Annotated in this window: 14 protein-coding genes and 1 pseudogene; 10 read left to right on the forward strand and 5 right to left on the reverse strand. The window is 72.0% G+C overall.

From position 1 onward, the window contains the following. Nucleotides 1-166 precede the first annotated feature (166 nt). Together ACIRU3_RS25740 and katG are read left to right on the forward strand one after the other, a co-directional pair. Nucleotides 167-604: a Fur family transcriptional regulator gene (locus ACIRU3_RS25740; RefSeq protein WP_404060489.1), complete on the forward strand. Its 438-nt coding sequence runs from the start codon at nt 167-169 to the stop codon at nt 602-604. A 33-nt stretch (nt 605-637) separates the two neighbouring features. Beyond that, nucleotides 638-2,863: a catalase/peroxidase HPI gene (gene katG / locus ACIRU3_RS25745; RefSeq protein WP_404060491.1), complete on the forward strand. Its 2,226-nt coding sequence runs from the start codon at nt 638-640 to the stop codon at nt 2,861-2,863. A gap of 211 nt (nt 2,864-3,074) precedes the next feature. Here katG and ACIRU3_RS25750 read toward each other — a convergent pair whose 3' ends face one another. Beyond that, on the reverse strand, nt 3,075-3,635 hold the full coding sequence (locus ACIRU3_RS25750; protein WP_404060494.1) for a heme-binding protein: 561 nt from the start codon (nt 3,633-3,635) through the stop codon (nt 3,075-3,077). Nucleotides 3,636-3,809: 174 nt separating this feature from the next. Here ACIRU3_RS25750 and ACIRU3_RS25755 point away from each other — a divergent pair, with 174 nt between their 5' ends. The 3 genes from ACIRU3_RS25755 (at nt 3,810) to ACIRU3_RS25765 (ending at nt 6,243) form a co-directional block, all read left to right on the forward strand. Next, nucleotides 3,810-5,003: a sensor histidine kinase gene (locus ACIRU3_RS25755; protein ID WP_404060797.1), complete on the forward strand. Its 1,194-nt coding sequence runs from the start codon at nt 3,810-3,812 to the stop codon at nt 5,001-5,003. Then, the gene (locus tag ACIRU3_RS25760; protein ID WP_404060497.1) at nt 5,000-5,653 is read left to right on the forward strand and encodes a response regulator; all 654 of its coding nucleotides are present in this window, start codon (nt 5,000-5,002) and stop codon (nt 5,651-5,653) included. The genes ACIRU3_RS25755 and ACIRU3_RS25760 overlap by 4 nt, the downstream gene beginning before the upstream one ends. A 146-nt stretch (nt 5,654-5,799) precedes the next feature. After that, nucleotides 5,800-6,243, forward strand: coding sequence for a universal stress protein (locus ACIRU3_RS25765; RefSeq protein WP_404060500.1), 444 nt, complete (start codon nt 5,800-5,802; stop codon nt 6,241-6,243). A 13-nt stretch (nt 6,244-6,256) separates the two neighbouring features. Here ACIRU3_RS25765 and ACIRU3_RS25770 read toward each other — a convergent pair whose 3' ends face one another. Continuing rightward, nucleotides 6,257-6,961 carry a response regulator gene (locus tag ACIRU3_RS25770; RefSeq protein ID WP_404060503.1) on the reverse strand — a complete coding sequence of 235 codons (705 nt, stop codon included), beginning with the start codon at nt 6,959-6,961 and terminating at the stop codon, nt 6,257-6,259. Nucleotides 6,962-7,196: 235 nt separating this feature from the next. Between ACIRU3_RS25770 and ACIRU3_RS25775 the strand changes: the two genes are divergently transcribed. Next, nucleotides 7,197-9,578 (forward strand): phosphoketolase, encoded by a 2,382-nt coding sequence (locus tag ACIRU3_RS25775; protein WP_404060505.1) that lies wholly within the window; start codon nt 7,197-7,199, stop codon nt 9,576-9,578. Nucleotides 9,579-9,627: 49 nt separating this feature from the next. On the opposite strand, the gene ACIRU3_RS25780 is transcribed toward ACIRU3_RS25775, so the two are convergent. Beyond that, the gene (locus ACIRU3_RS25780) at nt 9,628-9,999 is read right to left on the reverse strand and encodes an STAS domain-containing protein (RefSeq protein WP_404060508.1); all 372 of its coding nucleotides are present in this window, start codon (nt 9,997-9,999) and stop codon (nt 9,628-9,630) included. Nucleotides 10,000-10,108: 109 nt separating this feature from the next. Next, a pseudogene (locus ACIRU3_RS25785) lies at nt 10,109-10,543 on the reverse strand (pyridoxamine 5'-phosphate oxidase family protein); the annotation flags it as partial. A gap of 287 nt (nt 10,544-10,830) precedes the next feature. Here ACIRU3_RS25785 and ACIRU3_RS25790 point away from each other — a divergent pair. The 3 genes from ACIRU3_RS25790 to ACIRU3_RS25800 all read left to right on the forward strand — a co-directional run bounded on the left by ACIRU3_RS25790 (nt 10,831) and on the right by ACIRU3_RS25800 (nt 13,468). Further along, nucleotides 10,831-12,549, forward strand: coding sequence for a GAF domain-containing protein (locus tag ACIRU3_RS25790; protein ID WP_404060511.1), 1,719 nt, complete (start codon nt 10,831-10,833; stop codon nt 12,547-12,549). A gap of 69 nt (nt 12,550-12,618) precedes the next feature. Beyond that, complete coding sequence (locus ACIRU3_RS25795; RefSeq protein WP_404060514.1) at nt 12,619-12,828, forward strand: hypothetical protein; 210 nt, start codon at nt 12,619-12,621, stop codon at nt 12,826-12,828. A 37-nt stretch (nt 12,829-12,865) separates the two neighbouring features. Continuing rightward, on the forward strand, nt 12,866-13,468 hold the full coding sequence (locus ACIRU3_RS25800) for a hypothetical protein (protein ID WP_404060517.1): 603 nt from the start codon (nt 12,866-12,868) through the stop codon (nt 13,466-13,468). Between the two features lie 71 nt (nt 13,469-13,539). On the opposite strand, the gene ACIRU3_RS25805 is transcribed toward ACIRU3_RS25800, so the two are convergent. Further along, nucleotides 13,540-13,998: a cyclic nucleotide-binding domain-containing protein gene (locus ACIRU3_RS25805; RefSeq protein WP_404060520.1), complete on the reverse strand. Its 459-nt coding sequence runs from the start codon at nt 13,996-13,998 to the stop codon at nt 13,540-13,542. 412 nt (nt 13,999-14,410) lie between these two features. Here ACIRU3_RS25805 and ACIRU3_RS25810 point away from each other — a divergent pair, with 412 nt between their 5' ends. Next, nucleotides 14,411-16,123: a VanW family protein gene (locus tag ACIRU3_RS25810; RefSeq protein WP_404060523.1), complete on the forward strand. Its 1,713-nt coding sequence runs from the start codon at nt 14,411-14,413 to the stop codon at nt 16,121-16,123. Nucleotides 16,124-16,150: the final 27 nt, after the last annotated feature.

Genomic DNA, 16,150 nt, shown 5'->3' on the forward strand with positions numbered 1-16,150 from the left:
AGGGCAGGACGCAGGGCCACATGATGCGTTCGTGCCCGCGCGCGGCCCCTCGCCTGCCCTGCCGAGCAAAGCCACGCGCAGGCAAACACCGGCCGAATGCATGAGGTCAGAATTGCATTGTTCGTTTTCTTGAATCCTTCGTGTTTGTGAGGGTAGGTTCGGCCTCATGACCGCATCCCAGACTCCGACCACCGCCGAGGAGCTGCGCGGTGCCGGCCTGCGCGTGACGGCGGCCCGCGTCGCGCTGCTGGAGACCGTCCGGGACGGTGACCACCTCGGCGTCGAGGCGATCGCCTCCGGGGTCCGTGACCGCGTCGGCCACATTTCCCTGCAAGCCGTCTATGAGGCCCTGCACGCGCTCACCGCGGCGGGCCTCGTACGCCGTATCGAGCCGGCCGGCAGCCCCGCCCGGTTCGAAGGACGCGTCGGCGACAACCACCACCACGTCGTGTGCCGGTCGTGTGGTGCCCTCGCCGACGTCGACTGCGCGGTCGGCGAGGCACCCTGCCTGACCGCGTCCGACGACCGCGGCTTCGCGATCGACGAAGCCGAGGTCGTCTACTGGGGCACCTGCCCCGACTGTTCCACCGGCCGCAGTTTCTGAGCACCGAGTTCCGTCCATTTCGGAAGGATTGCCATGACTGAGAACCACGACGCGATCGTCACAGACGCGAAGTCGGAGGAGGGGAGCGGCGGCTGCCCCGTCGTGCACGGCCGTGCCGCGCACCCGACCCAGGGCGGCGGTAACCGTCAGTGGTGGCCGGACCGGCTCAACCTGAAGATCCTTGCGAAGAACCCCGCCGTGGCCAACCCGCTGGGTGAGGACTTCGACTATGCCGAGGCGTTCGAGGCCCTCGACCTCGCGACCGTGAAACGGGACATCGCCGAGGTGCTGACCACCTCGCAGGACTGGTGGCCCGCCGACTTCGGCAACTACGGCCCGCTGATGATCCGTATGGCCTGGCACAGCGCGGGCACCTACCGCATCAGCGACGGCCGCGGCGGCGCCGGCGCCGGCCAGCAGCGCTTCGCCCCGCTCAACAGCTGGCCGGACAACGCCAGCCTGGACAAGGCCCGCCGCCTGCTGTGGCCGGTCAAGAAGAAGTACGGCCAGAGCATCTCCTGGGCCGACCTCATGGTCCTCACCGGCAACGTGGCCCTGGAGACGATGGGCTTCAAGACCTTCGGCTTCGGCGGCGGCCGCGAGGACGTCTGGGAGGCGGAGGAGGACGTCTACTGGGGTCCCGAGACCACCTGGCTGGACGACAAGCGCTACACCGGCGACCGCGAGCTGGAGAACCCGCTCGGCGCCGTCCAGATGGGCCTCATCTACGTCAACCCGGAGGGCCCCAACGGCAACCCGGACCCGATCGCCGCGGCCCGCGACATCCGCGAGACGTTCCGCCGGATGGCGATGAACGACGAGGAGACGGTCGCCCTCATCGCCGGTGGCCACACCTTCGGCAAGACCCACGGCGCCGGCCCGGCCGACAATGTCGGCGCCGACCCCGAGGCCGCCCCGATGGAGCAGCAGGGCCTCGGCTGGCGGAGCACCTACGGCACGGGTGTGGGCAAGGACGCCATCACCAGCGGCCTCGAGGTCACCTGGACCACCACCCCGACCCAGTGGAGCAACGGGTTCTTCAAGAACCTCTTCGAGTACGAGTACGAGCTCACCCAGAGCCCGGCCGGTGCCCACCAGTGGGTGGCCAAGGACGCCCCGGAGATCGTCCCGGACGCCTTCGACCCGTCGAAGAAGCGGCGTCCGACGATGCTCACCACCGACTTGTCGCTGAAGCTCGACCCGATCTACGGGCCGATCTCCCGCCGGTTCTACGAGAACCCGGAGGAGCTCGCGGACGCCTTCGCCCGCGCCTGGTACAAGCTGACCCACCGTGACATGGGCCCGAAGTCCCTGTACCTCGGCCCGGAGGTCCCGGCGGAGACGCTGCTGTGGCAGGACCCGCTGCCGGAGCGCGTGGGCGAGCTGATCGACGGTGCGGACATCGCCTCCCTGAAGGCCAAGCTGCTCGACTCCGGCCTGACCGTGTCCCAGCTGGTCTCCGCCGCGTGGGCGTCCGCGTCCACGTTCCGCGGCAGCGACAAGCGCGGCGGTGCCAACGGCGCCCGCATCCGTCTGCAGCCGCAGCGCGGCTGGGAGGTCAACGACCCCGACCAGCTGGCCCAGGTGCTGCGCGTCCTCGAAGGCATCCAGCAGGAGTTCAACGCCTCCTCCGGCGCCAAGCAGGTCTCCCTGGCCGACCTCATCGTCCTCGGCGGTGTCGCGGCCGTGGAGAAGGCGGCCAAGGACGGCGGCCACGAGGTGGAGGTGGCCTTCACCCCCGGCCGTGTCGACGCCACCGACGAGCACACCGACGCCGAGTCCTTCGCCGCGCTGGAGCCGGCGGCGGACGGCTTCCGCAACTACATCGGCAAGGGCAACCGCCTGCCGGCCGAGTACCTGCTGCTCGACAGGGCGAACCTGCTGGGCCTGAGCGCCCCCGAGACGACCGTCCTCGTCGGCGGCCTGCGCGTCCTGGGCGCCAACCACCAGGGCTCGCAGCACGGTGTCCTCACCGACCGGCCCGGCACGCTCACCAACGACTTCTTCGCCAACCTGCTCGACCTGGGCACGACGTGGAAGTCGACCTCCGAGGACCAGACCACGTTCGAGGCCCGTGACGGTGCCACGGGCGAGGTGAAGTGGTCCGGCACCCGTGCCGACCTGGTCTTCGGCTCGAACTCCGAGCTGCGCGCGCTCGCCGAGGTCTACGCCTGCGACGACGCGAAGGAGAAGTTCGTGAAGGACTTCGTCGCAGCGTGGGACAAGGTCATGAACCTCGACCGGTTCGACCTCGTCTGATCAACCTCCGAAGGCGCCCAGGCCGGCCCGCACGGGCCGGGCTGGGCGCCTTCGCCGTCCCTGGGCCCAGGAGGACGACGACGACACCCGCGTCTGCCGCCCGGAGATCCACGACAGGTACAGGTCGCAGATCCACGGCAGGTGCAGGTCGTGGCAGTCGCTCGCCGGAGACAGACCCCGGCCGCACCGTGCGACGGTGTACGGACCGACCTCAGCGGCCCAGTGCCGCCGCGCCCGCCTGCGCGTACCGCTCGTCCAGGTCGCCCGACGGGGCGCCCGCCACGCCGATGCCCGCGACCGGGGCGCCCTTGGCGGTGACCGGGGCACCGCCCGCGAGGAACAGCGTGCCCGGGATGTCCTTCAGGTTCGGCGCCTGCTCCAGCCGCTTGGCCAGCTCGGACGTGGGCGCGTTCCAGGAGACCGCGGTGAACGCCTTGCGTTCGGCCGACTCGTACGACTGCGGGCCCGCACCGTCGCCGCGCAGGGTGACCAGGGTGTTGCCGGTGCGGTCGACGACGGCCACCGACACCTGCCGGCCGTCCTTCTCCGCGGCGTCCACGGCGGCCTGCGCCGCCTTCGTGGCCGCGTCGAGGGTGAGGTGCGTGCTCTGGGTCAGGTTGCCGTTCCGGGCGGCCACGGCGGCGGGTGCGCTGCCCGTGGAGTCGGCGGCGCTGGCGGCGACCGTACCGACGACACCGGCACCGGCGACGGCGAGGACGGCGCCGCCGACGAGGACGCGGGTACGGCGGGACGGCTTCTTGCGACTGGGCATGACGAGGACCTCTCTGCGGTCGGATTCGGGGGCGGAGTCGCTCCCGAATCGATCCTCGGCCCGGATCCGGGCCGAGGGCGTCGACGGACCGGTGGTCCCGGGGGTCATCCGATCGGATGACCCCCATGGCCTCGGGCCAGGGAACAATGGAGGGTGTTTGCCCAGCTCAGCGCGATGGTCAGGGAGGATCCGCCGGTGGCCAGGCCCGAACGCGACGACACCCGCGCCCTCACCGTCGTCATGCACACGGCGTTCTTCGTGCTGCTGGCCGCGTCCCTCGCCCGCTATCTGGCCCGGCACGCTGAGGGGCCGCGCACCCCCTGGATCATCGCCCTCTCCGCCCTGCTGGCGGTGCTCTACGTCCTCGGCCCGGTCCTCGGCATCCGCCCGACCCCGCGCCGCCTGGTCTGGCTGGGCCTGGTGGTGGCGACCTGGGCGCTCCTCGTGGTCCTGGCCCCGAGCTTCGCCTGGTGTGCGGTCCCGCTCTTCTACACCGGCCTGCGCACGCTCCCCGCACGCGCCGCGATCCCGCTGGTCGCGGTGCTGACGGCGCTGGCCGTGGCGGCTCAGCTGAGCCTCGCTGGCTGGCCGGACCCCAACGTGCTGCTCGCACCCCCGGCCGTGGCCGCCGTGGCCACCACCGTCTACGTCGTCATGCAGCGCCAGGCCGCCCGCCGGGACGCCCTGATCGCCGACCTCGTCCGGACCCGCCGCGAACTCGCCGCCACCGAGCGCCGGGAGGGCACCCTCGCCGAGCGTGAACGGCTGGCGCGGGAGATCCACGACACTCTCGCCCAGGGCCTGTCCAGCCAGCGGATGCTCCTGCAGGCCGCTGACCGCCTCTGGGACAGCGCCCCGGACACCGCCCGCGACCACGTCCGTACGGCGGCGTCGATCGCCGAACGCAGCCTCGCCGAGGCCCGCCGCTTCGTCCACGACCTGACGCCGGCCGACCTGGCCGAGGGCGGCGGCCTGCTCCAGGCCCTGCGCGCCGTCGCCGAGCGCGAGACGACGCCGGCGCTCACCGTCCGCGTCCACACCGAGGGCACCCCGCCCGCCGCGCTGCCCGCGCCCGTGGAGTCGGCCCTGCTCCGCATCGCCCAGGGAGCGCTGGCCAACGTCCGCGAACACGCGGCCGCCACCACGGCGACCCTCACTCTGACCTGCCTGGACGACCAGATCGTCCTGGACGTGACGGACGACGGCCGAGGCTTCGCCACCGGTACGGCCCCGGAAGCCGGAGAACGCGGCCACGGCCTGTCCGCCATCCGCGCCCGGCTGCGCCAGCTGGGCGGCACCCTGACCATCGAGTCGGCCCCCGGCGAGGGCACGGCCCTGTCGGCCTCGATCCCGCTGGAGCCCAGATGACCGGGACACCCGAGCCGGCGCCCAAGGCCCCCGTCCGCATCCTCGTCTGCGACGACCACGCCGTCGTACGCGCCGGACTGCTCGCCCTGCTGCACAGCGCCCCGGACATCGAGGTCGTCGGCGAGGCCGGCAGCGGCGAGGAGGCGCTGGCACTGGCCCGCAGGACGACACCGGACGTCGTACTGATGGACCTGCAACTGGGCGTGGGCATCGACGGCGTGGAGACCACGCGCCGCCTGTGCGCCCTCACGCCCGCCCCGCACGTCCTGGTCCTGACGACGTACGACACCGACGCGGACGTCACCCGCGCCATCGAGGCCGGAGCCACCGGTTATCTGCTGAAGGCCGAGCGCGCAGAGGACCTCTTCACCGCGATCCACGCCTCCGCCCAGGGCCGCCCCGCCCTCTCACCCCCGGTCGCCGACCGCGTCATGTCCCGCCTGCGCAACCCCCGCCCGGCCCTCACCCCCCGCGAACGGGACATCCTCGCCCACCTCGCCCAGGGGCTCCCCAACCACGCCATCGCCCGCGCCCTGTACATCAGCGAGGCCACGGTCAAGACACACCTGCGCCGCATCTACGACAAGCTCGGCGTCGACACCCGGGCGGGTGCCGTCGCGGTGGCGAAGGAACAGCGCCTGCTGCCCTGAGACGGCCACCGCGGCCACCGCGCGATCCGCCACATGTCATGCCGCCGGATGCTCTGCTGTGGCGGTGCGGCGCCACCTCGCGCAGCGTGGGGCAAGGGGGACCGATGGGCGAGGCCGGTGCTCCGGCCGCGAGAGAGGTGGGACGCATGGACACGGAGGTTTCCCGGCCCCGGGTCGTCGTGGGTGTCGACGGGTCGCCGTCCTCGTACGCGGCCCTGCGCTGGGCCGTGCGCTACGCCGGGCTCCTCGACGGCACCGTGGACGCGGTGGCCGCCTGGGAGCTGCCGGGCCTGTACGGCTGGTCGGGGCCCGCGGTGGACATGGACGTCGACCAGGAGGAGGCCCGGGAACGGATGGAGCGGGAACTGACCGAGGCACTCGGCGCGGACGCGGCCGGCTCGGTACGGCCACTGGTGGTGCACGGCAACCCCGCCGACGTTCTGCTCAGGGCCGCGGAGGGCGCCGATGCCCTGGTCGTCGGCGGCCGGGGGCGAGGCGGCTTCGCCCGTGCCCTGCTGGGTTCCGTCAGCCAGCACCTGACACAGCACGCCAGTTGCCCCGTGGTGATCGTGCGCCCGGGGGCGACGTGAGACGAGACCCAGGTCAGGCCCGGCTCTGATGCTCCCCGAAGTCCCCTTGGTCCAAGTGGGTGGCGAGGACCGCCGCCTGGACCCGGCGCTGCACGCCCAGCTTGGCCAGCAGCCGGGAGATGTGGTTCTTGACGGTCTTCTCCGACAGATACAGCTTCTGGCCGATCTCGCGGTTGGTCAGGCCCTCGCCGATCAGGGCCAGGACGTCCCGCTCACGGGAGGACAGGTTCTCCAGCTCCGGCGGCAGCGACGGAGCCCGAGCGGAATCGGCGCGCAGGGAACGCATGAGACGGGCCGTGGTCGCCGGGTCCAGCATCGACTGGCCCGAGGCGACGGTGCGGACCGCAGACACCAGGTCGGAGCCCTTGATCTGCTTCAGCACATACCCGGAGGCACCGGCCATGATCGCGTCCAGCAGGGCGTCCTCGTCGTCGAACGACGTCAGCATCAGACACGCCAGCTCCGGCATCCGGTCGCGCAGCTCCCGGCAGACCGAGATGCCGTCGCCGTCCGGGAGACGTACGTCGAGCACCGCCACGTGCGGGCGCAGGGCCGGTCCGCGGGCGAGCGCGTGCTCGACCGTGTCCGCGTCGCCGACCACCGTGATGTCCGGCTCGGCGCCGAGGAGATCGGCCAGGCCGCGGCGCACGACCTCGTGATCGTCCAGCAGGAACACCCGGATCGGATGCTCCGCCGTGAAGGTGCGTGTCTCGGTCATGCCGACCTCTCGTTCCCCCCGAAGAGACGGACTGCGCTGCCCACCAGGCCGATCATCACTCCCCGGCCCCGCCGGCGCCAGGGCCGACCGGCCCACTTGCGCCGGCGGCGAGGGCCGGTCGGTCCCCGGCGGGGCCAGGTGACCCCTGCACCCCGCCCCCGCCGTGTCACCACGCTGAGATTCCTGACCCTCCCGGCTGATGTGCCGACCACCGACGACAACCTCCGGAGTCCTCATGTCCCAGGCCGCCCACCCGGACGCCGCCGCACCGACCGAAGAGGAACTGCGCACCCTGGACGCGCACTGGCGAGCCGCCAACTACCTGGCGGCCGGCCAGATCTACCTCATGGCCAACCCGCTGCTGACCGAGCCACTGAGGCCCGAGCACATCAAGCCCCGGCTGCTCGGACATTGGGGTACCTCGCCCGGCCTGAACCTCGTGTACACCCACCTCAACCGGGTGATCAAGGCGCGCGGACTCGACGCACTGTGCGTCTGGGGACCCGGCCACGGAGGGCCGTCGGTCGTCGCCAACTCCTGGCTGGAGGGCAGCTACAGCGAGACGTACCCGGACGTGTCACGGGACGCGCCCGGCATGGCGCGGCTGTTCCGGCAGTTCTCCTTCCCCGGCGGGGTGCCCAGCCACGTGGCTCCCGAGACCCCGGGCTCGATCCACGAGGGCGGCGAACTCGGATACTCGCTCGCGCACGCCTACGGCGCGGCCTTCGACAACCCGGACCTGCTGGTGGCCTGTGTGATCGGCGACGGCGAGGCGGAGACCGGACCGCTGGCCGCCTCGTGGCACTCCAACAAGTTCCTCGACCCGGTCCACGACGGAGCCGTCCTGCCGATCCTGCACCTCAACGGCTACAAGATCGCCAACCCGGCCGTGCTCGCCCGGCTCCCCGAGGACGAACTCGACGCGCTGCTGCGCGGCTACGGGCACGAACCCCTCCATGTCACCGGCGACGACCCGGCCACGGTCCACCGCGCCCTGGCAGCGGCCTTCGACGAGGCACTGGACCGCATCGCCCGGGCGCAGCGCGCCGCCCGCGACGACAGCACCGGTGAACGCGTGCACTGGCCGGTGATCGTGCTGCGCACCCCCAAGGGCTGGACCGGCCCCGCCGAGGTGGACGGCGAACCCGTCGAAGGGACCTGGCGCGCCCACCAGGTCCCGCTGGCCGGCGTCCGGGAAAACCCCGCACATCTGCGGCAGTTGGAGGAGTGGCTGCGCTCGTACCGGCCCGAGGAGCTGTTCGGCCCCGACGGACGGCCCGTCGCCGACGTCCTCGCGTGCATCCCCGAGGGGACCAAGCGTCTCGGCGCCACACCGCACGCCAACGGCGGCCTCCTCGTCCGCGAGCTGCCCCTGCCGGACCTCGACGGCATCGCCGTACCCGTCGACAAACACGGCACGACCCTGCACGAACCCACCCGGGTCCTGGGCGACCTGCTCGAACAGGTCATGCGGGACACCGGCTCACGACGGGACTTCCGTCTCGTCGGACCGGACGAGACCGCCTCCAACCGGCTCCAGGCCGTGTTCGAGGCCAGCGGAAAGGCCTGGCAGGCCGCGACGCTCCCGGTCGACGCACACCTGGACCGGCACGGCCGGGTGATGGAGATCCTCTCCGAACACCTCTGCCAGGGCTGGCTGGAGGGCTATCTGCTGACCGGCCGGCACGGACTGTTCTCCTGCTACGAGGCGTTCGTGCACATCGTCGACTCGATGGTCAACCAGCACATCAAGTGGCTGAAGACCTGCCGCGAGCTGCCCTGGCGGGCCCCCGTCGCCTCCCTCAACTACCTGCTGACCTCGCACGTGTGGCGCCAGGACCACAACGGCTTCTCGCACCAGGACCCCGGCTTCGTCGACCACGTCCTCAACAAGAGCCCCGAGGTGGTCCGCGTCTATCTGCCGCCGGACGCCAACACCCTGCTGTCCGTGACCGATCACGTCCTGCGCAGCCGGGACTACGTCAACGTGATCGTGGCCGGGAAGCAGCCGTGCTTCGACTGGCTGTCCATGGACCAGGCCCGCGCCCACTGCGCCCGCGGCGCCGGGATCTGGGACTGGGCCGGCACCGAGAACGGCAGCCCCCCGGACGTCGTCCTGGCCTGCGCGGGAGACGTACCCACCCAGGAGGTGCTGGCCGCCGCGCAGCTGCTGCGCCGGCACCTGCCCGACCTGGCGGTGCGGGTCGTCAACGTGGTCGACATGACCCGGCTGATGCCCCACGACGACCACCCGCACGGTATGACCGACTTCGAGTACGACGGTCTGTTCACCACCGACAAACCGGTGATCTTCGCCTATCACGGCTACCCGTGGCTGATCCACCGTCTCGCCTACGGCCGCACCGGCCACAGGAACCTGCACGTGCGCGGCTACAAGGAGTCCGGCACCACGACCACCCCGTTCGACATGGTCGTCCGCAACGACCTCGACCGCTACCGGCTCGTCATGGACGTCATCGACCGTGTGCCCGGCCTCGCGGTGCGCGCCGCCGCCGTACGCCAGACCATGGCCGACGCCCGCACCCGCCACCACACCTGGATCCGCGCCCACGGAACCGACCTGCCGGAGGTCGCGGAATGGAGCTGGCACGGCTGAAGCCACCGGGGGCACGGGAGCCGGCCCCTCCTGCGCCCCCGCCGCGGTGTCAGTGGGAGCCGTCGGGCCCCGGCACCGGGACGAGCGGGGGCAGCGGAAGCACCTCGAAGACGCTCGACAGGCCCGTGACCCGCAGCATCCGCAGGAAGCCGGGGCTGTCGGCGACCAGCCGCAGCCGGCCCCGCCGGGCCAGCGCCCGGTTCCGGGTCCGGCACAGCACGCCGAGGCCGGTGCAGTCGATGAACGCGACCGGGCGCAGATCGAGCACCAGGTCGGGACGCGGATGCGCGGTCAGCGCGTCGAGCCTCTGGGACAGCGCGGTCGCGGTGAGCATGTCGATCTCGCCGTGCACGGGCACGACGGTCGTTGCCCGGGGTGTGTGGTCCGCGGGGTCCGGTGCCGACGAATGGTTCTCGGACATGGCATCAGCCAACCGATCTGCCGGGATGCGCGATAGGGCCGATCGGCCCAACCCCGGTGGCGTCCGGACCACCGTCCGAGGCCGCCGGGCGGGAATCCCCGCCGTCTGTCCCCGGCTCGGTGAGCAGGACCCCGGTGACCACATCGGGGCGGATGCGCACCGCGTGATCCACGCCCTGCTGGGGCGCCCAGGGATGCAACAGCTCCCGGATACGGGCCAGTTCGCGGGGGTCGGTCACCAGGTGGGCGTAGCCCGTGACCACCACGCTCCAGCCGAGGTGGGTCCGCGGGTCGATGGCGTCGGCCTCGTAGGCGACGACGACCCCGGTGCCGTTGGCCCGACGCGCCTGGGACGTCAGGGCCGCGCCCTCGTGCGTGCGGATGACGATGTCACCGTCGTCCAGCACGTGACTGACCGGGCGCACGGTGGGCAGCGCCTGCCGGGTGAAGACGATCCTGCCCAGGGACACACTGCCCAGCAGCCGCAACGCCTCGGCCCGGTCGAGGTCGATGCGCCGGCACGCCGGGTTGTCGTCACGGATCATGGCTGGCTTCTTCGCGGGTACGTCGGTCTCTCAGCCCCGGTCGGTGGCGGGGCGGAGCGACACCGCGGGGGATCGGTGCCGCTCCTGTGTCCACTGTCGGCCCTCGCCGCGCTCCCTCTCCAGTGCCGATCGGCCCCGGCGCGGGGCCGGACGTCCCACGCCGGCGCCGTGCAGGGGCCGTCGCCGGTGCGACCCGGCCGTGGACGTGCCGCCCCCGGCCGGGGACCGATACCGTGGCATATGACCCGACCGGTCGGGGCCGGGCCGAGGGGACCTGGAGGAATCTGGTGGCAAGCCCCGGGGAGCCCCGCGTACGGCTGCCGCACCTGAGGCTGGACGAACTGCTGGAGGAGCTGCAGGCGCGGCTGGAAGCGGCCCGGGGCACCCGGGACCGGGTGCACAGCCTGCTGGAGGCGGTGCTCTCCGTCGGCCGCGAGCTGGATCTGGAACAGGTGCTGCACTCCATCGTCGAGGCGGCCGCCGTCCTCGTGGACGCCGAGTACGCCGCCCTCGGCGTCATCGGACCCGACGGCAAGCGGCTGTCGGCCTTCCACACGGTGGGGGTCGGCGAGGAGGAGATCGCCCGGATCGGCCCCTTCCCCGAGGGCCACGGCATCCTCGGCGAGCTGATCCGGCATCCGCAGCCGCTGCGGCTCGCGAAACTCTCCGGCCATCCGGCCTCGTACGGTTTCCCGCCCGGCCATCCGTCGATGAACAGCTTCCTGGGCGTTCCGATCCGGGTGCGCGACCAGGTCTTCGGCAATCTGTACCTGACCGAGAAGCGCGGCGGAGCGGAGTTCGACGAGGAGGACGAGTCGGTGCTGTCGACGCTGGCCGTGGCGGCCGGCGTGGCCATCGACAACGCCCGCCTGTACGAGGAGTCCCGGCTGCGCGAACGCTGGCTGCGGGCCAACGCGGAGATCACCCACCGGCTGATGTCCGGCAGCGAGCGGGCCGAGGCCCTCGGCCTGATCGCCGACCGTGCCCGGGAGATCACGGCTTCGGCCCTCGCTGCCGTCGCGCTTCCCATGGAGCACACCGATGCGCTCGCCGTCGAGATCGCCGTGGGTATCGACTCCGAGGCGCACCGCGGCCTGGTGTTGCCCCGGAACAGGAGCCTGATGGGGCTGGCCTTCGCCGCCGCCGCGCCCGTCAGCAGCGCCGACGTCAACAAGGACGAACGGATCTCCCCCGAACCAGCGCGCTTCCACGGGCTGGGTCCGGCCGTCGCCGTTCCCATCGGGACCAGCGAGCGCAGCGTCCGAGGAGTCGTCCTGCTGGCGCGCAAGGCCGGCCGTGCGGTGTTCGCGGGCTACGAGACCGAGATGCTCCAGGGCTTCGCCGGGCAGGCCGCGATCGCGATGGAACTGGCCGAGCGCCGCGCGGACGCCGAGCGCATCGCCGTCCTCACGGACCGCGACCGGATCGCCCGGGACCTGCACGACCTGGCCATCCAGCGGCTGTTCGCCACCGGCATGACGCTGCAGAGCGCGGGCCGCTTCATCGAGCACCCCGAGGCCGTCGAGCGGGTGCTGCGGGCCGTCGACGACCTCGACGAGACCATCAAGATCATCCGCTCGACCATCTTCGGGCTGCGGGCGCGCGCGGGCACCGCCGGCACCGGGCTGCGGGCCCGGGTGGTGCGCGTGGTCGGCGAGGCCGCCCCGGTCCTGGGCTTCGCGCCCAGCGTGCGCATGGAAGGCCTGGTCGACACCGACGTGCCGCGGGAGATCGCCGACCACGTCGTGGCCGTCCTCTCCGAGGCGCTCACGAACATCGCCCGGCACGCGCAGGCCGACCGCGCTGAGGTGGCCCTGACCACCGACGGCCACGAGGTGACCCTGACGGTCTCGGACGACGGCACGGGCATCCCGCCCGGCGGCCGCCGCAGCGGTCTGCGCAACATGTCCGAGCGGGCGGAACAACTGGGCGGACGGCTGGAGGTGTCCCGTCCCGACGGCGGCGGCACGACGCTGCGGTGGCAGGTGCCCGTGCCCCCGGAGTAGGCCCCGGGAAGCCGACGCCCTCACCGGCCGCCGGACGGGAACCCGGGGCCGTCGTACGGCTCTTTCGCCGTGCGGGCGGCACCGATCCGCTTCGAGGTGCACGATGGTGTGGTGACGCTCAGCGGCCGGTTGTACGACACCGTTCCGGTGCCGCTCGACGTCCGCCCGGCTCGTGCCGCGGCGGGCGTGGCGGGCGCGCGGTGCGCCCCGGCCGGTCCGCTCCGTCACCCGGACCTCGACCCGGAGCTTCGGGACGCCGAGCGGGCCCGCACGCCCTGACCGGCGGCCGCCGGCACGCGAGAGGAGGCGGCGACCGATGACGCGGACACCTCCCACAAGAGTGACCCGGGTGCGGTGCTGGCGATGGCATCGCAACCCGCTCCGTCGGCACAGCGATGTCGTCGAGGCCTGGATCGTGCTCGCCACGTGGATCCTCGTCGTCCTCGGCGGCGCCTTCGCGGGCACCGCGGCGGCACTGTCGGTGGACTCGGCGTTCTCCGCACGGCGGGCCCAGGTCCACGCGGAGACCGCCGTCCTGACCGACGACGCGGCCAGGACCCCGCCGGCCGGCAGCGGCTATGAGGACGGCCGGGTGTGGGCCACCGTGCGCTGGACGGCACCGGACGGCACGGTGCACAACGACCGGACCAAGGTCTTCCCCGGCGCCCCGGCGGGCAGCCGGGTCACGGTGTGGACGAACCACTCGGACCGCCTGGTCTCCGCGCCCCTCAGTACGGGTGAGGCGGCACTGCAGTCGGCCCTGACCGGCGTCCTCGCCGCCTCTTCGACCGGCGTGGCCGTCTGGACCGCGGGCTGGCTGGTCCGCACCTGCCGCATGCGCCGGCGCCTGTCCGAATGGGACGAGGAATGGAAGCGGATCGGCCCGGAGTGGCGGAACTTCAGCAGCGGCGGCACCTGAGCGGGAGGCGGCACCTGAGCCGGCACGGGGGCCGGGAGGTGCCGCTCATCCGGCTGTGCCCGTCGGCGCGGTCATTCCAGGCCACCGCTGCCGTAGGGGGCGTAGAGGTCGAGCAGCCGGATTCGGGAGGCGTGCAGCCGCTGGGCGACCACGCGCCCGATCCAGACCGCGATGGCCCGCCCGAACTCGGGGTCGGCCGCGCACATCGTCCGGACCGGCTCCGCGTCGAACTCCCACGCCCGCACCGGTGTCAGGGCCTCGCCCCCCAGGTGCCACAGATGAGGATCGAAGAGCCAGGACCAGCCGACCAGTTCGCCGTGTCCGAGCGACTCGATGACCGCTGGACGCCGGCCGGGCACGTGCAGGTCGAGGGCGACGGTGCCGTTCCGCACGATCCAGAAACGGTCGGCGCTTCGGCCCTCCTCGAAGAGTCGGGCCCCGGCGTCGAAGGAGACCGCGCGGGCGACCCGCATCAGCTGTTCGCGATGTTCGGCGGGCAGGGCCGCGCTCATGGTGGTGACGGAGGTCATCGCTCCCGCTCCCTTCGCTGCAGGTCCCGTAGCCCCCGTGACCGTGGGGCTCCTGCTCCCAGCCTGCGCTCGTCCGGGCCCGGCCACAACGTGCCGCTCGGCCCCACGAGGGGCCCTTGGGCCCAGGGAACGGCATGGGCCGGTGTCCGGCCGACCTGTCCGGCCGCGAGTCTCTTTGACGCGGATGCGGCTCGACCCCGCCACGACGGCGTACGTCGCCCGCGGAATCACTCACTCAATCTGCTTGAGACGACACAGCAGCCTCGCGGGCTGTGTTTTTGGCTGCCGTAGAACGTCCGGCGTGACGTGGGGCATACGCGACTAATGCCCATTGTGGATAGTTTGGTGTGCTTGCCCTGCTCACGGCGTCATGTCATCGAGTGCATCGCCCCGTCGTTCGTCCAGGAGACCCATGCGCCCTCGCATACCTTCCATCCCGCGAAGAGCCTCCGCTCCGGCCATCGGCCTGGCCGGCGGCGCCCTGGCCGTCGGCACGGGCGGCCTGTATCTGGCCGGGCTGTTGCTCACGGGCGGGGAGATCGAGGCCGGTACGACCGTGCGCGGCGTGGACATCGGGGGCCTGAGTCGCGCGGACGCCGTCCGGGAGGTGGAGAAGCACCTGGCCCCGGCGGGCTCGCGGGAGCTGGCCGTGACGGTCGGTGACCGCAGAGGCGCGGTCGATCCGCGACGGGCCGGGCTCAGCTTCGACGTCGAGCAGACCGTAGACCGGGCGACGCGTACCGGCTCCGATCCGTTCAGCGTGGTCGGCGGCCTGTTCCACTCGCATGGCGGCGACATCGAGCCGGTCGTACGCGTCGACGAGAAGAAGACCCGCGCCGCTCTGGTGAAGCTGGGCAGATCTCTCGATCAGAAGGTCCGCGACGGCGCGGTCTCTTTCGCGGACGGCCAGGTCGAGCAGGTGGCCCCACGCCGCGGCTACGCGCTCGACGTGGACACCGCGGTCGGCACTCTGCGCAGCTCCTTCCTGCGTGGCAAGGCCGGCCCCGTCACGGCCCTGCCGGCCCGCGAGACCGAACCGAAGGTCACGGCGGCGGAGGTACGACGAGCGGTGCGCGAGTTCGCGCGGCCGGCCATGTCGGCGCCGGTCACGCTCACCGCGGGTGACAAGCGGTTCACGATCGGCCAGGCCGCCCTGGGCAAGTACCTCACGATGCGACCGGACGGCACCGGCAGGCTGATACCAGGGGTCGACGGCAAGGGCCTTCGGGCGGCACCCGAGCTGGCCGGCCTCGCCAGTGAGCCCGAGAACGCCGACGTGGGGCTCGACGGTGACAAGGCCGTGGTGGCCGACGACGCAACGACCGGCCGGCAGGTCACGCCCAAGTCGCTCGGCAATGCCGTCCTGCCGCTGCTCACCAAGTCGGGTACCGCCACCCGCACCGGCGAACTCACCACCCGCAGGATCCAGCCCGAGGTGAGCCGTGAGAACGCCGCGCAGCTGGGACTGAAGGAGAAGCTGTCCTCCTTCACCGTCAATTTCGAAAAGGCCCCGTACCGCACCAAGAACATCGGCCGTGCCGCGGAGTTGATCAACGGCTCCGTGATCAAGCCGAACGAGACATTCAGCCTCAACCGGACCGTGGGCCAGCGCACCGAGGCCAACGGCTTCGTCGAAGGCATCATCATCCTCGACAACGAGTTCACGAAGGCGTCCGGCGGCGGGGTCTCCACCGTGGCCACCACGGTCTACAACGCGGCGTTCTTCGCCGGGGTGAAGTTGGTGGAACACGGCGCCCATTCCTTCTACATCGAGCGCTACCCGGAGGGCCGCGAGGCGACGGTCGTCTGGGGCAGCCTGGACCTGAGGTTCAAGAACGACACCGGCAACGCCATCTACATCAAGGCCGAGGCCACCGACACCTCCGTGACCGTCACCTTCCTGGGCACCAAGAAGTACGACGAGATCAAGTCGGTCAAGGGGCCGCGCACCGATGTGAAACAGCCGGCGAAGAAGGTGAGCACCGACGAGAATTGCGTGCCGCAGACACCGCTGGAGGGCTTCGACGTCACTGTGGAACGGGTCTTCTACAACGACGGCCGGGAAGTCGAGCGAGAGCCGTTCCGCACGCATTACGCCCCGCGCGACGAGATCACCTGCGAATGATGCCGAGCCCGACGTCAGACATGTCGG

It is taken from the genome of Streptomyces sp. NPDC101151 (assembly GCF_044768335.1).
Classification (GTDB): domain Bacteria; phylum Actinomycetota; class Actinomycetes; order Streptomycetales; family Streptomycetaceae; genus Streptomyces.

What these genes read in the sequence shown, in the direction of transcription:
- ACIRU3_RS25740 (WP_404060489.1), top strand. Translation starts at nt 167, where the DNA reads ATGACCGCATCCCAGACTCCGACCACCGCCGAGGAGCTGCGCGGTGCC.
- ACIRU3_RS25760 (WP_404060497.1), top strand. Translation starts at nt 5,000, where the DNA reads ATGACCGGGACACCCGAGCCGGCGCCCAAGGCCCCCGTCCGCATCCTC.
- ACIRU3_RS25775 (WP_404060505.1), top strand. Translation starts at nt 7,197, where the DNA reads ATGTCCCAGGCCGCCCACCCGGACGCCGCCGCACCGACCGAAGAGGAA.
- ACIRU3_RS25750 (WP_404060494.1), bottom strand. Translation starts at nt 3,635, where the DNA reads ATGCCCAGTCGCAAGAAGCCGTCCCGCCGTACCCGCGTCCTCGTCGGC.
- ACIRU3_RS25770 (WP_404060503.1), bottom strand. Translation starts at nt 6,961, where the DNA reads ATGACCGAGACACGCACCTTCACGGCGGAGCATCCGATCCGGGTGTTC.
- katG (WP_404060491.1), top strand. Translation starts at nt 638, where the DNA reads ATGACTGAGAACCACGACGCGATCGTCACAGACGCGAAGTCGGAGGAG.
- ACIRU3_RS25810 (WP_404060523.1), top strand. Translation starts at nt 14,411, where the DNA reads ATGCGCCCTCGCATACCTTCCATCCCGCGAAGAGCCTCCGCTCCGGCC.
- ACIRU3_RS25765 (WP_404060500.1), top strand. Translation starts at nt 5,800, where the DNA reads ATGGACACGGAGGTTTCCCGGCCCCGGGTCGTCGTGGGTGTCGACGGG.
- ACIRU3_RS25805 (WP_404060520.1), bottom strand. Translation starts at nt 13,998, where the DNA reads ATGACCTCCGTCACCACCATGAGCGCGGCCCTGCCCGCCGAACATCGC.
- ACIRU3_RS25780 (WP_404060508.1), bottom strand. Translation starts at nt 9,999, where the DNA reads ATGTCCGAGAACCATTCGTCGGCACCGGACCCCGCGGACCACACACCC.
- ACIRU3_RS25800 (WP_404060517.1), top strand. Translation starts at nt 12,866, where the DNA reads ATGACGCGGACACCTCCCACAAGAGTGACCCGGGTGCGGTGCTGGCGA.
- ACIRU3_RS25755 (WP_404060797.1), top strand. Translation starts at nt 3,810, where the DNA reads ATGGTCAGGGAGGATCCGCCGGTGGCCAGGCCCGAACGCGACGACACC.